At 34.7% G+C, this 14979-nt stretch carries 12 protein-coding genes; 9 read left to right on the top strand and 3 right to left on the bottom strand.

What is annotated here, in order from left to right; all coding sequences use genetic code 11:
• The first annotated feature begins 95 nt into the window (after nt 1-95).
• The 5 genes from ABTV69_RS06480 (at nt 96) to ABTV69_RS06460 (ending at nt 5806) form a co-directional block, all read left to right on the top strand.
• The gene (locus ABTV69_RS06480; protein ID WP_433834818.1) at nt 96-449 is read left to right on the top strand and encodes a hypothetical protein; all 354 of its coding nucleotides are present in this window, start codon (nt 96-98) and stop codon (nt 447-449) included.
• A gap of 459 nt (nt 450-908) precedes the next feature.
• Nucleotides 909-1829 (top strand): DUF4625 domain-containing protein, encoded by a 921-nt coding sequence (locus tag ABTV69_RS06475; protein WP_433834817.1) that lies wholly within the window; start codon nt 909-911, stop codon nt 1827-1829.
• A gap of 14 nt (nt 1830-1843) precedes the next feature.
• Nucleotides 1844-2314: a DUF4625 domain-containing protein gene (locus ABTV69_RS06470; protein WP_433834816.1), complete on the top strand. Its 471-nt coding sequence runs from the start codon at nt 1844-1846 to the stop codon at nt 2312-2314.
• 10 nt (nt 2315-2324) lie between these two features.
• The gene (locus ABTV69_RS06465) at nt 2325-4532 is read left to right on the top strand and encodes a TonB-dependent receptor (RefSeq protein ID WP_433834815.1); all 2208 of its coding nucleotides are present in this window, start codon (nt 2325-2327) and stop codon (nt 4530-4532) included.
• A 50-nt stretch (nt 4533-4582) separates the two neighbouring features.
• The gene (locus ABTV69_RS06460) at nt 4583-5806 is read left to right on the top strand and encodes a hypothetical protein (protein ID WP_433834814.1); all 1224 of its coding nucleotides are present in this window, start codon (nt 4583-4585) and stop codon (nt 5804-5806) included.
• An 82-nt stretch (nt 5807-5888) separates the two neighbouring features.
• Here the strand turns inward: ABTV69_RS06460 and ABTV69_RS06455 are convergent, their stop codons facing one another.
• A complete protein-coding gene (locus tag ABTV69_RS06455; RefSeq protein ID WP_433834813.1) occupies nt 5889-6470 on the bottom strand; it encodes a hypothetical protein in 582 nt (193 codons plus the stop codon).
• Nucleotides 6471-6501: 31 nt separating this feature from the next.
• Nucleotides 6502-7056 (bottom strand): hypothetical protein, encoded by a 555-nt coding sequence (locus ABTV69_RS06450; RefSeq protein WP_433834812.1) that lies wholly within the window; start codon nt 7054-7056, stop codon nt 6502-6504.
• A gap of 227 nt (nt 7057-7283) precedes the next feature.
• Between ABTV69_RS06450 and ABTV69_RS06445 the strand changes: the two genes are divergently transcribed.
• The 3 genes from ABTV69_RS06445 (at nt 7284) to ABTV69_RS06435 (ending at nt 11808) form a co-directional block, all read left to right on the top strand.
• A complete protein-coding gene (locus ABTV69_RS06445; protein WP_433834811.1) occupies nt 7284-7988 on the top strand; it encodes a LytR/AlgR family response regulator transcription factor in 705 nt (234 codons plus the stop codon).
• Nucleotides 7985-10066: an ATP-binding protein gene (locus ABTV69_RS06440; RefSeq protein ID WP_433834810.1), complete on the top strand. Its 2082-nt coding sequence runs from the start codon at nt 7985-7987 to the stop codon at nt 10064-10066. Before ABTV69_RS06445 ends, ABTV69_RS06440 begins: the two co-directional genes overlap by 4 nt.
• Nucleotides 10067-10227: 161 nt before the next feature.
• A complete protein-coding gene (locus tag ABTV69_RS06435) occupies nt 10228-11808 on the top strand; it encodes a M61 family metallopeptidase (RefSeq protein WP_433834809.1) in 1581 nt (526 codons plus the stop codon).
• A gap of 78 nt (nt 11809-11886) precedes the next feature.
• Here ABTV69_RS06435 and trxA read toward each other — a convergent pair whose 3' ends face one another.
• On the bottom strand, nt 11887-12204 hold the full coding sequence (gene trxA / locus ABTV69_RS06430; protein WP_068844792.1) for a thioredoxin: 318 nt from the start codon (nt 12202-12204) through the stop codon (nt 11887-11889).
• 232 nt (nt 12205-12436) lie between these two features.
• On the opposite strand from trxA, the gene ABTV69_RS06425 reads away from it, so the two are divergent.
• Nucleotides 12437-14908: an AsmA family protein gene (locus tag ABTV69_RS06425; protein ID WP_433834808.1), complete on the top strand. Its 2472-nt coding sequence runs from the start codon at nt 12437-12439 to the stop codon at nt 14906-14908.
• Nucleotides 14909-14979: the final 71 nt, after the last annotated feature.

Genomic DNA, 14979 nt, shown 5'->3' with positions numbered 1-14979 from the left:
ACAAAACGAATATTTTTTTACAAACAATTATTGCAACAACATTGCATTTGAAAATAAGATCTCTATATTTGCAACTCTATTGCATTAATTCTCGAATGAAAAAGAAACTTAGAATTATAAACCTACTAATGCCACTGATTGTATTGTTCGCAATACTTTTTCCGGTTGTGCATTCGTATGAGCATATTCTAGATACGCATTCGCAGAAAGAAAAAATAGAATTTTCTATTTCAGAAAAGCCACAATTAAAAGCAAAACTTCATTCTTTTCATAAATGTTCTATTTGCGATTTTAAATTCAGCGCAGTTGGAACTTTAGAATTCAATGTTTTTCAATTTTATAAAAATAGTGCCGTTGTAAAACATCTTAATTTTTACAGCGAACAGCATTTTGCATTTTTTAAAGGGTCTCTATTTTCACTTCGAGCCCCTCCTGCTTTTACACTTTAATTTTTTGTGCACTGATTGCTTGCCAATTTCGGCTGTTGATTTGTTTTTAATGTTTTTTAAATCGTAGAACATTTCATATCAATCTTACTTATTTTCAGAAGTTAATACGTTGTATTGACATTCATTTTTGCATCGAAATTTAAAATTTCTTTGCTGGAATGTTGTTTTTTCTGCACAAAAAATCCCTTTTCAATTTTTATCGATTATGGCATTTTGACTAAAACTTAATTCAGGTTTTTAGTTCTGTTTCTGCTGTTTTTCGATGATTCAGAAAATGTTTCGCTCCTCTGGAGCTCTTGTTTGAATGGTAAATCTATATCTATAAATATTTCGCCCCGCTGGGGCTATTTCAACGATTCTATAAATATTCCGTTCCTCTGGGATTTGAATATTGGAATCATAATACCTTTTTGTAACCCAAATACTCTTTATAAAATGATCAAAATCAAATCAGAAAAAATGAAAACAACAAAACGCATTCTGGCCTCGGTTTTTGCTGCAATGGCTTTTACAGGCTGTAGCAACGACGATTCCGAACAAACACCAGCCATTCCTACAATTGATAAAATCGAATTGGGTCTTGGCAACAACGAAACCGCAACTATTGGCGAAGATTTCCACTTTAATGCCGAAGTAACTGCTGCCGACAAAATTGAAAATGTACAAGTAAAAATTGTGCAAAGAAGCACGGAAACGTATTCGAAAGCTTGGTCACATGAAATTACTTGGACACAATATGCAGACGCTAAAAACGCAACGGTTCACAAGCATTTTGACATTCCAGAAGATGCTGCTGAAGGAAAATACGATTTCATCATTATTGTGAATGATAAAAACGGAAGCAAATTGGAAGTAAAGAAAAACCTAACAATTTACAAATTGGAAAATATTCCGGTAAATCCTGTGGCTTCCATCTTTACTCTTTTTATAAATGATTCTTTTATGTACCGAAAAGGTAAATTTTCTGATGCCAATGCGAAGTACAAAAACAATGACATTTTCAGCTCTCAAGTAACACTTGAAGGCGTAAAAGGTGACGGAATTATGTATTTGCTTTTGATTAATAAAAACGCCAAACACAATCCTGAAAGCGTGGATCAGATTGATTTTAGCAAAGTGATTGTCTACGATGTCATCGAACATAAAAATGTAGCTGACGCAGGACAATTCTCTAATGTTCCATGGGATGGCGTAAAGTTTACAAGAGAAAAACCAAACCTTATTATTGGTGCCGCAAAAGACAATAATGCTCCAATTCAGCAAGATTTAATTGCTAACAAATCTTGGGCAACGGGCGATTATACTTTCTTGGTTTTGTATAAAAACACGACTTATAATATCAATTTCTCTCAGTCAATTGATCTTCCATTTGCACTTTAATTCCAATCAAAAAAATGAAAAAGATACCATTTTTATTAGGCGTTTTTGCTTTGGCTTTTATTTCTTCCTGTTCCAGCGATAATGCAGAAATCGATACCGAATATCCGGTAATTGACACATCAAAAGCAGACGCTTTCCCTATTCAATGCAGCACAATCGAGCGTGGAAAAACTTTCACTTTCAAAGCTACTTTCAACGATAATGTCGAATTGGGTTCGTATAGCCTAGATATTCATCACAATTTCGATCATCACACTCATAGTACAGAAGTTATGACGTGCGATATGGAAGCTGTGAAAAAACCGGTAAATCCGATGCTTTTCATCAACAATTACACGATTCCAAATGGAGTGAAAAGTTATGAAGCAACGGCTCAAATTACAATTCCTGCCGATGTTGATCCTGGCGATTATCATTTTATGATCAGATTGACGGACAAAGAAGGCTGGCAGACGCTGAAAGGTTTAAGTATTAAAATTTTATAATCAGAATTTAATGAAGAATGCCCAATTCCTTTATTGGAAATATTGTTTTTTACTCGTCAGTTTATTGATTTCATCTGAAGTTGTTTGTCAAAATAAACCTTCAGAAAAAAAGCCTGAAATTAAAGAACTCAACGAAGTTATTGTCAACGGAAATGCTGCTGAAAAACGCAAAAAAGAAGAATCGCTGAATGTGGAAACCGTAAACAGTAGTTTTATTCAGCGTAATCTTGGCGGCAGTTTGATGCAGTCTTTACAGAAATTGCCTGGCGTTAAAACCATTTCGATTGGTTCTGGAGGTTCAAAACCTTTAATTCGAGGTTTGAGTTTTAATCAGGTAATTGTGGTTGAAAACGGCTTAAAACACGAAGGCCAACAATGGGGCGCCGATCACGGTTTGGAAATCGATCAATATGCGGTAAACCGAGTAGAAATCATAAAAGGTCCTTCTTCATTTATTTACGGATCTGATGCTGTAGGCGGTGCGGTGAATATTAAACCGCTTCCTCTGCCATCCCAAAATACTTTTGGCGGAAGCGTTGATCTTACAGGAAAAAGCAATAATGCGCTGTTTGGAAGTTCTATTAATTTATATGGGAGAAATGAAAACTGGTTTTTCGATTCTCGCGTAACCACAATGGATTACGGCGATTATCGTGTTCCGACTGATGTGGTTCAGGTCTATAGTTATGCGGTGCCGTTATACAAAAATCATTTGCGAAATACGGCTGGACGCGAACTCGATTTTCATTTGAGTACGGGATATTCTGGAGAAAAATTGAAGTCGGTTTTTTATTTCAGCAACGTTCACACGAAAAGCGGCTTTTTCGCGAATGCGCACGGACTCGAACCAAGAAATGTGGATCTCGAATTGCACGATAAATCGAGCCGAGATATTTTGATGCCGTATCAGCAAGTCAATCATTTAAAAGTAAGCAATACGACTTCTTTTAATTGGGGAAATCATGCTTTTGAAACGCAAATTGGTTTTCAGAAAAACTTTAGAAGAGAATGGAGCCATTATGTCAATCACGGTTATATGCCACCAATTTATCCAGATGATATGTATGCGCCAAAAGATTTGGAACGCCAGTATGATAAAGATGTTTGGTCGTTTTCTGCTAAGGATGAATTTCGATTGAATCGCCATCAAATCACGATTGGAACTAATGTCGTTTCACAAGAAAATGCTATTGGCGGATGGAGTTTTTTGATTCCAGCTTTTACGCAATTTAATGCGGGTTTGTTTGCTTATGATAAAGTTGAGCTAAATGAAAAATGGTTTTTACACGGTGCCATTCGTTACGATTATGGCACAATCAAAATGAAATCGTATTACGATTGGTTTCAAAGTCCTGTTTCAGAAAATGATCAGACTCAATTGGAATATTTACAGCGTTCTGACGATTTGACTAAGACTTTCAACAGTTTTACGTGGTCGGCTGGGGTAAATTATAATCCTGGAAATTTGACTTTGAAAGCCAATTTAGGTTCGAGTTTTAGAATGCCGATTGCTAAAGAACTGGCTTCAAACGGAGTAAATTATCATTATTTCAGATTCGAAAAAGGAAATCCAAATCTCGATGCAGAACGTTCGTATCAATTGGATTTGGCAATGGAATGGCAACAGCAAAACTGGTCTTTTCAGCTGACGCCGTTTGTCAATTATTTCCCGAATTTCATTTATCTGAACCCTACTTCAGCACATGATATTTATTATGGAGCAGGAAATCAGGTTTTTGAATATGAACAAAGTAAAGTATTCCGTTATGGTGCCGAATTGCAAACGCGTTACTATTTCCTAAAATCATTAAGCGTAGAAATTGCGGCAGAATATCTTTATTCAGAACAAAAATCTGGGAGTAAAAAAGGTTATACGCTTCCGTTTTCGCCACCGCCTTCTGTTTTGTTTGGACTGAATTACGAACCTCAAACAGGCTTTTTAAAAAATTCTTATTTCTCTTTCGATTATCGCCTTACAGCAGCACAAAACAATATTGTTCCGCCGGAGAAAAAAACAGCCGAAAGTCATGTTTTTAATGTGGCTTTGGGAACCAAAATAAAAACAGGAAAAGAGACTATCAGCATCAATGTCCAAATCCAAAATTTATTTAATACAAGATATTTAAATCACACCAGCTTTTACCGACTTATCGAACTTCCGGAAGCGGGAAGAAATATTATTGTTTCTATGAAAATTCCGTTTTCTATTTCGCGATAAGCAAACCATTCAAAACTTAATTATTTACAAATTTTAAATCCTTTATTACAATGAAAAACAAGTTTTACAAACTACTATTTTTATCTGTTTTGTCGCTTTTTGCGGTTTCGTGCAGCAACGACGATGACAATCACGATGACCACGATCACGACCATGATGCTTCAGAAGAACATACATTCGTTCGCATTTTACTTTCTGACGAAAAAACTGCCGAGTTAACGCTTTTTGATCCGCATGAAGATAAAACAAGTTCTTTTACGGCAAAATTTCCAAAATCATCTTTATACACTACAGAATCTGGACGTTATGCCGGAATTGTTCATAGAGACAATAATTTCGTAGAAACTTTTGACAGCGGACTAGAATTACACGGCGATCATATTGATGTTGATGATGTTCCTAAATTCGGAGTTTTAGCGACAAGCGCATTAAAACCAACGCATTTTAAAAGTAAAATTGGAGAAATCCTAACTTTTAATGATGGAGACGGAACGCTTTCTGTGGGTAAAGAAGCTGATGTGCACAAAGCTGGCGCAACTTTTAAAACTGTAAACGCAGGTTTATTGGCGCATCATGGTGCGATGGCTACTTTTACTAATGGAACTTACGCGATAACTGAAAAAGACAATTCGGTTACGGGAACACTTCCAGAAAAAGTAAAAATCATTGACAATACAGGAAAAACACTTTTTGATGCTAAAATTCAAACCAAAGGAATTCACGGAAATGCTTCAGACGGCGTTTACGCGGTTTTCGGTTCTTCTAGCGGAATCTTAGTTGTAGAAAGCAATGGAAACCAAAAACTAATCGATCACCCTGCAGATTTTGGAACAGCTTGGTTTGGAAGTATTTTAGAAACGGCTTCTGCTGGGAAATTCATTGGTTATACTGCTGCAAAAGGGGCTTATTTAATTGATGTTTTGGCAAATACTGTAAAACCAATTATCGCCAACACGACAATTATGCAATGCAAAGTAAGTTACGATCATAAAAAACTGGCTGTTTTATTGCATTCAGGAGATTTCAAACTTTACGATATCAGCAGTTTACAATCTGTAAAAGAAATTAAAGCAACAACTGCAACTGCAACAGATGCCACATTAAAACCTCAAATGGCAGTTACAGATCGTTTTGCTTACATTACTTCGCCTTCAACGGGAGAATTGCTGCAAGTGAACCTTTCTACATCGGCAATCAAAAAGACTAAGGTTTCTAGCACACCTTATATGATTACGATTTTAGGTTATGAAAACAGCGAAACGCACAACCACTAATTCATTCTCCAAGTAAAAACGAAAAAGGTTTGACGATTGTCAAACCTTTTCCTTTACTAATTCAAAGCTATCCAAAAAAGAATTATTCAGTTTCTTGAAAATCAAAGCTTAAATCTCCTGCATTGTAGTTTGCCGAAACATTGGTCGGGAAAGTTTGCGAAGTTCCAGAAATCCATCTGTATTCGATAATGCTGATGTTTCCTGCAATTATGGGATAAGTCGCATTCGAATTATCTGCTTTGTTCTTTTTGTACCAATCATTAGAATTCATGGTAATCATGTATTTTTTATCTTTTTCTAAAGCCAATTCACTGATCTCTTTAGAAACTTGAACATCTGCCGTAGCAACATTTAAAGTTTCGGAACGCAATACAGATTTTGCTGTATAGTCCCAAATCGTTATACGGACCGAAGGGTTTGCAGCTGGAAGTTTTAAGGTAATCGCTTTAATTTTTCCTTTTACCGTTGGTGTAAATGCCAATCCGAATTCGTAATCTCCAGAATTAATAAAATTTGAAGATGTAGTAAAACCTGTTGCGGTATAATATGCCGCTAACGGATTTTCGGTTTCAAATTTCGGCGCATTATCTTTATCATCACTGCTGCAAGAAATAACAGAAATAGCAACAGCTAAGACTACTAATATGGTTTTGAATGTTTTCATACTATTAAATTTGATTATTTGATATTGAAAATTATGGTTGAATATTAAAGGCCGCGCAAACTTCATCGTAACTCATTTTAGCATAATCTTGTTTGGCTGTTTTAGCCGTTGCTGCAGCGGCTCCACCGGGAATTAAAATATAACGATAGTTAAGAGAGGCAGGAAGTGCAACTGTTGTACCATCATTCGCATGTTTAAATCGGAAAATCTTGATAGAATTAAGGCTGGAAATAGCTGAAATTGTATTAGCAAATCCTCCTGCCGTAGAAGTGTACGGAAGCGCATAAATATTAGTCCCAGATCCAAAAGACATATACACCAGCACCATTCCTTTAGACATAATGTCTGCCGTAAGTTGAGGTACCGCAAAAGAAGTAGACAATCCTGAAGTTCCGTCTATCGTTTCTGGAGTTCCTGCTGGTGCATTAATCCATCCGCTATAAATTACATTTGCTGTTCCTGCCGGACCCGCTGGCCCTTGCGCTCCATCAACTCCGTTAACGCCATCAGTTCCGTCATCACTGCTGCAGGAAATCATACTTATCAGAAGTAGTAAAATTGTAAAAATGGTTTTAAAAGTTTTCATAACATTTTGGTTTTAAAATTTTAATTAAATAGTTCTTTTTTAATTCAATAGCTTTTATTTTTGCATTAATCAAAAAGATTTTTTTTCTTTTCTGATTGAATTACAAGACAAAGTTGCCCCATTAAATTAGGTTTAAAAAACCTCAATAGACGAACAGCATTTTAAATAGACAGACAACTTATTTGGAGCTTTTTTTTGCTTTTTTATTGAAAAAAAACTGGTTATTGATGAAGAAATACTCTTGTATTATAATTGATGATGATGAAATAGACAGACTAACAGCGGTTTCTTATGTCAAGAAATTCCCTGTTTTAGATATTGCAGGCATTTTTGAATCGGCCGAAGATGCTGTTCCTTTTTTAGAAAAGGAAAAAGTAGACATCCTGTTTTTAGACATAGATATGCCAGGTTTAAACGGAATTGAATTTAGAAAACAAGCGTTAGATATTCCCGTTTGTGTTTTCATAACCGCACATCCAGAACATGCGGTAGAAAGTTTTCAGATCGAAACTTTAGATTTTGTTGTAAAGCCTTTAAAGCTGGATCGTTTTACGCAAACCATAAATCGCATTGAAGAATTTATGGAAATAAAACTGAAAGCTTCCTTATTTGAAGCCAGTATTGGCGGCGACACTATTTATATAAAAGAAGGGCACGAGCAAACCAAAGTCAAACTTCATGAAATTTTATATCTCGAAGCTTTAAAAGATTACACCTTGATTGTTACAGCACAAAAAAGGCATTGCGTGCTTTCAAGCATTGGAAATCTTTTGAAAGAAGATCATTTTCAGTCATTCGTTCGGATCCATAGAAGTTATGCGGTACAGAAACAATATGTTCAAAAAATCAATTCTTCTGAGATTATTTTGAATAATAATGCGGTAATTCCAATTGGGAGAAGTTACAAAGAGAACTTAAATCTGATTGCATGAGAAACTTTACGTTCTTGCTATTCCTTTTTATTAGCTGTAATGCATTTGCACAGCAAGAACCTAATTTGACGCGTTACAAGTCGGCAGACGAAAAATTAAAAGTCTGGCTCAAACATTGTAACGAACTTTTGAATGCTGATGAATATCTGAAACTCATACATGCTTCTGAAAAAGGAATTCTACTTGCCAAAAACAGACCCGCTTATATCGCCAAGTTTTATTTTCTGAAAGGTTTTGGATACGAATTCAATAACAATCAATATAAAGAAGCCGTTTCTAATTATGAAACCGCACTCTTTTATGCTCAAAAAGCTAGACATCTTAAAAATATAACTTCGAGCTGCATGAGGCTGAATTATATGTATTATTCGTTAAACGAAATTAAAAAACGGGAAAACCTTATTCTCTATATAAAAAGAATTCTAGATACAACGAAAAACATTAATACACAGGCCACTCTTAACGGAAGTCTAGGCGAATATTATCTGGACTCTTACGATTATGAGACTTTTATTGGTTATCAATTAACGGCTATAAATTACAAGAAAAAACTTCCTCAAGATATTCCCAATTTAGAGAACATCGGAATTTCGTATTGCCAAATTGGATCGGCTTATGTTAAAATGAAACAGTATAACAAAGCACTCGAATATCTAAATTATGGAAAACCGCACGTAAAAACGTCTCCTTATGTGAGCGCTTTTTTGTGCAATTACTACTTACAATGTTTTGTTCCGTTGAGAAATCGAGACAGCATTAGGAAATATTATAATCTGATTTACACTTATCCATCCAAAAAAGATTCGCTGTTTTTAAATCTTAGTTTTGCCAACCGAAGTTTATCCGAATATCATATTAATGAAAAACAGATTGACAAAGCCTACACATATGCTCAAAAAGCTGTTTCGCTCGGAAAAAAATCGGCTGACGATGAAATTTTGATGGAGGCTCAAACTGCAATGGGACGAGTTTTATATGAAAAAGGAGAATATCAAAAAGCTATTGAAACGCTCAAAAAAGCGTCTGTAAATGCTTTAGCTTATGATAAAGAATCTTTTGTAACTATAAATAAAAAACTCTCTCAAAGTTATGCCGCACTTGGCCAATGGAAAGAGGCCTATCATTACAACGAAATTTACAGCAAGTACAGCGATGAAGTAATGGAACAATCTGCCAAACAAAGCATTGCTAACGCCGAAGCACGTTATCAGAACAAAACCAAAATTCAGGAAATTAAGAATCTGTCTACAGAAAATGCTATTAAAAACATTCAGATTCAAGATGCCAAACAGCAACGCATTTTCTTGATTTCAGGAATTGCTTTCGTCTGTATTATCGGATTATTGCTGTTTAAACAAAATCAGAACCGAAAGAAAACGAATCTAAAACTTCAAGCTTTAAATCAGGAATTGGATGAAGCCAATAAAATCAAAGCAAGATTCTTTGGTATTTTAAATCATGACTTGCGAAGTCCGATTTCCAATCTGATTCATTTTCTGCATCTTCAAAAAGAAAATCCAGAATTGATTGATGAAGAAACAGCGCTCAGAATGCAGCATAAAATTACAACGGGTGCAGAAAATTTATTGTCCTCAATGGAAGACATTCTGCTTTGGAGCAAAGGACAAATGGAAAATTTTAAACCTCAATTTAGAAAAACGGAAATTGCGGTTTTATTTGAAGAAACCCAAAATCATTTTTCGAACATAGAAAATATTAAAATAGTATTTGAAAATCCAGAAAACATCATTTTAGAAACCGACGAAAACTATCTTAAAACGATTATTCGAAATCTTACCGGAAATGCAATTAAAGCTTTAGACAAAACACCAAATGCCAAAATTGTTTGGAAAGCTTGGGAAGAAAATCAAAAAAAATATCTTTCTATAACAGACAACGGCCCCGGCGGAACGCAAGAAAAATTTAAAGCGCTGTACAATGATTCTGAAGTAATCGGAATCAAGTCCGGTTTAGGATTGCATTTAATTCGTGATCTCGCTTCAGCAATTAATTCTAAAATAAAAGTCTGTTCCACACCAAATGTAGGCACTACGATTACGATTATTTCAACTTTATAAAGTTAATTCCTTTATTTCTTTAAACTTTATTCAAAAGTACTTCTTATATTGCTGTTTTTTTCTGTATTTTATTATGCAATTATCAAATTCATTGCGATTAACGTATAATACAGAATCTAAAAGAGTTACCAAAAACGAACCCAAACTTAAAACTTTAATTAATGACAAAAGCACTAAAATTATGCTATTGTGTACTGCTTTTACACTCCTTTTTTCTCGTAAATGCAGCGAATAAAATAAATAATGAAGAAATAAAAATGGATTTTTCGATTTCTTTTGAAGATTCGAAATCTCATTATGTAGAAGTGACGTTGAACTTTGATAATCTTCCTTCAAAAACAACAAATTTGGTTCTTCCTGTTTGGACACCAGGTTATTATTTAATCTTAAATACGCCAAGATACATTGTTGATTTTGATGTTAAAGACGAAAAAAATCAAAAAGTTAAATGGAAAAAATCGACTAAAAATCATTGGACAATTGAAAACGGTTCTACTTCAAAAATTACTGTAAAATACCGCGTTTTCGCCAATAAAAAATCGGTTGCAGAATCTTATGTCGATTCAGAAAAAGCTTTTTTAATGCCAAATACGATTTTCATGCACATTGAAAATAAAATCGACAATCCTGTTACAGTAACGTTGAACAAACCTGCAAAATGGAGCAAAATTTCGACTGGATTAAAATGCATTGACGAAACAAAAAATAGTTTTTACGCAAAAGATATTGATGTTTTTTATGACAGTCCGATTTACATCGGAAACCAAAAAACAATCGAATTTGAGAACGAAGGGAAAAAATATTCTCTTGGAGTGGCAACTCCCCAAGGACTTCAGGAAGATAAATTTGTTTCTGATCTAAAGAAAATCATGACCGCAACAACTTCGATCATGAAGAAAATTCCATACGAAAACTACAGCTACATTATGATGGAAGCTGGAGGTGGCGGTTTGGAACACTGGAATTCTCAAGCTATTTTTACAAAAGGTTCTTTCGATTCGAGTTCAAGAAAAGATTATTTGGACTTTATGAATTTTGTAACACATGAATATTTTCATCTTTATAATGTAAAAGCAATTCGCCCAATCGAATTAGGCCCTTTTGATTATAACAAAGAAAATTATACTACAATGCTGTGGTTTTCTGAAGGTTTTACAGTTTACTATGAGTATATTATTATGGTAAAAGCTGGATTGATGGAAGGAAAAGATGCTTTACAATATCTTTCCGGCTCGATTAAAAAATATGAAAATGAGGAAGGCTGCAGACATATGTCGTTGGCGCAATCAAGTTTTGATATTTGGTCTAATTTCTTCAATAATGAAAGCAACGCCAAACAAACGACAATTTCGTATTATGACAAAGGCCCAACAATTGGTTTAGTATTAGATTTGGAAATTCGAAACAATACTGCTAACAAAAAATCTTTGGATGATGTAATGCGTTTTCTATACAACGAATATTACGAGAAAAAAGGAAGAGGTTTTACAGAAGAAGAATTCTGGTCAGTTTCTGAACAAATCGCTGGAAAATCATTAGACGAAATCAAGAATTATGTAAATACCGTTGCTGAGATAGATTATCAGAAATATCTAAGATACGGCGGACTCCAAATTGATTTAACTCCCCTAAAAACAGAAGCGAAAAGCGATAAATTTACAGAGAAAAATTACACTATTAGTGAACTTCCGAAACCAACAAAACTGCAATTGGAAATTAGAAAATCAATTTTCAATTTTTAATCGTTTTTTCCCTTTATTCCAATAAAAAAGGCTTCCAAAACTGGAAGCCTTTTTTATATCAATCGTAACCGAAAAAGATTACAACAAAGCGTCTAAACTATCTGCGTAGGTTTGTTTCGGAGCTACTCCTACTTGTTTTCCTACTACTTCACCGTTATGAAACACCAAAACGGTTGGTATGTTACGCACACCATATTTTGCAGCAAATTCTTGGTTAGCATCTACATCTACTTTACCAACAACTACTTTACCAGCGTACTCTTCACTTAATTGGTCAATGATTGGACCAACCATTCTACAAGGACCACACCATGCTGCCCAAAAATCTACCATTACTGGTTTATCTGATTTCAAAACTACTTCATCAAAAGTAGCATCTGTTATTGCTAATGCCATAATATATTAAGATTAAAATTAGGTTTGAATATTTAACTCTCAAACTACAGTACAAATTTAAAAATTTAAAATAAATCAAACACCATTACTAAATTAGTTTTCATTATAAATGTATTGTCAATAATTATAAACTGTATAACATTAAATTTACAATTTATTTATTTGAAAATCAAATTGGTAAAAATTTTATCATTTTTTTAGTATCTTTAGTATATCCAAAAATATGATTAACATGAAAGAAACTTTAGCCAAAACAAAATCCTTTCTGCAATCTAATTCTTTTAAAAAATACGCCAAACGATTCGGTTATTTTATCCTCGGCTTAATCGCAATTTTGCTGCTTGCTTGTGGAGGTCTATCCCTTTATTTCAATCGGCACAAGACTGAAATCATTGCCAAAGTCAATACCAAAATCAACGAAAATATAAATGGTACGTTTCATGTTACCGATTTCCATTATAAATTTCTAACGGGTTTCCCCTACTTTACATTGGCGTTAAACGAAGTCGAAATAAAAGACAACAAATGGGAAAGCCACAAACATACTTTGCTGAGAGCAAAAGAAATAGAAGCGCGATTAAACATCTGGAGCTTACTGCAGCACGAAATCAACATTCATAAAATCTTGATTAACGACGCTGCTATTTACGTTTACAAAGCCGCAGATGGTTATTCTAATGCTAATATTTTCAAACCCAAAAAGAAAAAGCCTAAAACCGATCAAGAGAAACCAGAAACTACAATTGATGAAGTAAACCTCAACAAAGTTCACGTAATTATCGATAATCATTTAGGGCATAAATTGTTTGATTTTGATGTGGCAAGTTTAGAGTCTAAAGTCAATTATGACGACGACAATTGGCAGACGAATCTGTTTTTGAAAACGAAAATCAATAGTCTGGCTTTTAATACCGTGCACGGAAGTTTTGCTAAAGGCAAGGTGCTTGAAGGAAAACTCGATATTTCGTATGCTGAAGCCAAACAGAAAATAGACATCAATACCAAAGGCCTTAAAATTGGCTCAGATTCTTTTGATATTCTGGCTTACTTCAATATTGGAAAAAACAATTCCCTTTTCGGAATCAATATCGGAACGGATATTTTATGGCAAAATGCTTCTAATTTATTGTCTGCAAACATCAGTTCAAAGCTGAATAAATTTGATATTAAAAAACCAATTAAAGTAAACTGCGACATCAAAGGCGATTTGAATGTAGAAGGCGATCCCAAAATTGTCGTTCAGGCCGATGTAAGAGACAACGAATTGAGCATTCCGGACGGTTTGTTTACCAATTGTTCTTTTAAAGGAATTTTTACCAACACTTTTAAACCCGAAAAAGAATCTAGTGATCCAAATTCTGCAATTATTTTGACGAATTTTAAAGCTGAATACGAAGATGTGCCGCTAACGATAGCGCAAGCTGTGATTAATGATCTCGAAAAACCAATTGCAACAGGTGTTGTAAATTCTGATTTTGATATTTCGAAATTGAACGGAATGATGAACGAAAAAATCCTTCATTTTGAAAGCGGTCACGCCAAAGCCAATTTGAGATTTCAGTTTGATATTGTCGATTTGTACATCAACAAACCGCGTTTTACGGGTGATGTTGACATTGACAATGCCACATTTGATTATCTCCCAAAAAGCATTCACGCCGAAAATACAGCCGTGAAATTGTCTTTCACACAAGAAGCCCTTTATATCAAAAAGATTGCTTACAAACACAAAAATAACATCATACGCATTGATGGAAAAATCGATAATTTCCTAAACTTATATTACGACGCACCCGAAAAAATGGTTGTAAACTGGAATATTTATTGTCCGAGTATTGATGTGAAACAGTTTATGGGCGTTTTAAAAAACTCGCCAAAACAGAAAGTAGCCGAAAAAAGGCCTGCTAAAAAGAATGTCAATTTTACAAACCAGTTAAGATCGGTGATAGAAAAATGTACGGCGGTAATTAATCTCAAAGCCGATAAAATTACTTACGGCGCGCTTACGGCAACCAATACGCGTGCAACACTGCAAATGCTAAATTCTAAAATCCTGCTCAAAAACGGAACATTAAATACTTCTGGCGGAAGCATTAATTTTAGCGGTTCTGTTCAGCCAAGCGGAAATCATTATGTTTTTACTTCAAACGCTCAAGTAAATCACGTAGACATTTCTAGTTTTTTAAAATCTTTCAACAACTTCGGAATCAAATCTTTTAGTCCGAAAAACATTCGCGGCCGACTAACCAGCAATGCCAACGTTGCAGGTTTAATGAGCAGTAAAGGCGATCTGATTATGAACTCGATGAAAGGAAAATTAGATTTTAATGTCAATCAAGGCGCGTTATTAAACTTTGAACCGATTATGAAAGTCGGCAAATTTGCTTTTCCGCTTCGCGATGTGGAAAATATTACTTTCAGCGATTTATCGGGTTCGCTCAATCTCCGCGGAGAACAAGTTGATGTAAACAAACTCACCATCAGTTCGAGCGTTCTCAACATGGATGCAGAAGGCGTTTATTCTTTCGGTCGAGGCACAAATCTCGCTCTCACCGTTCCGCTAAGAAATTCTAAAAACGACGCCAAACTCGCTACGAAAGAAGAGCGTAAAGCTGTTCGCGAAAAAGGAATCGTCCTGCATTTGATTGCTTATGATAATAATGGGAAGATGAAGGTTAAGTGGGGGAAGAAGGAGAAAGGTTGATTATCGTTTGAAAAAGTTAAAAAACATTTTACTGTGGAAAAAAACATTTAAACCTCTTTATTTTGCATAAG

It is taken from the genome of Flavobacterium anhuiense (genome assembly GCF_050990855.1).
GTDB lineage: Bacteria > Bacteroidota > Bacteroidia > Flavobacteriales > Flavobacteriaceae > Flavobacterium > Flavobacterium anhuiense_C.
Note: the sequence above shows the minus strand (reverse complement) of the source record. Positions and strands in the feature narration are given on the sequence as shown.

Bases quoted from the DNA above. Each gene is read 5' to 3' on its own strand.
- ABTV69_RS06465 (WP_433834815.1), top strand. From the start codon at position 2,325: ATGAAGAATGCCCAATTCCTTTATTGGAAATATTGTTTTTTACTCGTC.
- ABTV69_RS06440 (WP_433834810.1), top strand. From the start codon at position 7,985: ATGAGAAACTTTACGTTCTTGCTATTCCTTTTTATTAGCTGTAATGCA.
- ABTV69_RS06475 (WP_433834817.1), top strand. From the start codon at position 909: ATGAAAACAACAAAACGCATTCTGGCCTCGGTTTTTGCTGCAATGGCT.
- trxA (WP_068844792.1), bottom strand. From the start codon at position 12,204: ATGGCATTAGCAATAACAGATGCTACTTTTGATGAAGTAGTTTTGAAA.
- ABTV69_RS06435 (WP_433834809.1), top strand. From the start codon at position 10,228: ATGACAAAAGCACTAAAATTATGCTATTGTGTACTGCTTTTACACTCC.
- ABTV69_RS06460 (WP_433834814.1), top strand. From the start codon at position 4,583: ATGAAAAACAAGTTTTACAAACTACTATTTTTATCTGTTTTGTCGCTT.
- ABTV69_RS06425 (WP_433834808.1), top strand. From the start codon at position 12,437: ATGAAAGAAACTTTAGCCAAAACAAAATCCTTTCTGCAATCTAATTCT.
- ABTV69_RS06450 (WP_433834812.1), bottom strand. From the start codon at position 7,056: ATGAAAACTTTTAAAACCATTTTTACAATTTTACTACTTCTGATAAGT.
- ABTV69_RS06455 (WP_433834813.1), bottom strand. From the start codon at position 6,470: ATGAAAACATTCAAAACCATATTAGTAGTCTTAGCTGTTGCTATTTCT.
- ABTV69_RS06470 (WP_433834816.1), top strand. From the start codon at position 1,844: ATGAAAAAGATACCATTTTTATTAGGCGTTTTTGCTTTGGCTTTTATT.
- ABTV69_RS06445 (WP_433834811.1), top strand. From the start codon at position 7,284: ATGAAGAAATACTCTTGTATTATAATTGATGATGATGAAATAGACAGA.
- ABTV69_RS06480 (WP_433834818.1), top strand. From the start codon at position 96: ATGAAAAAGAAACTTAGAATTATAAACCTACTAATGCCACTGATTGTA.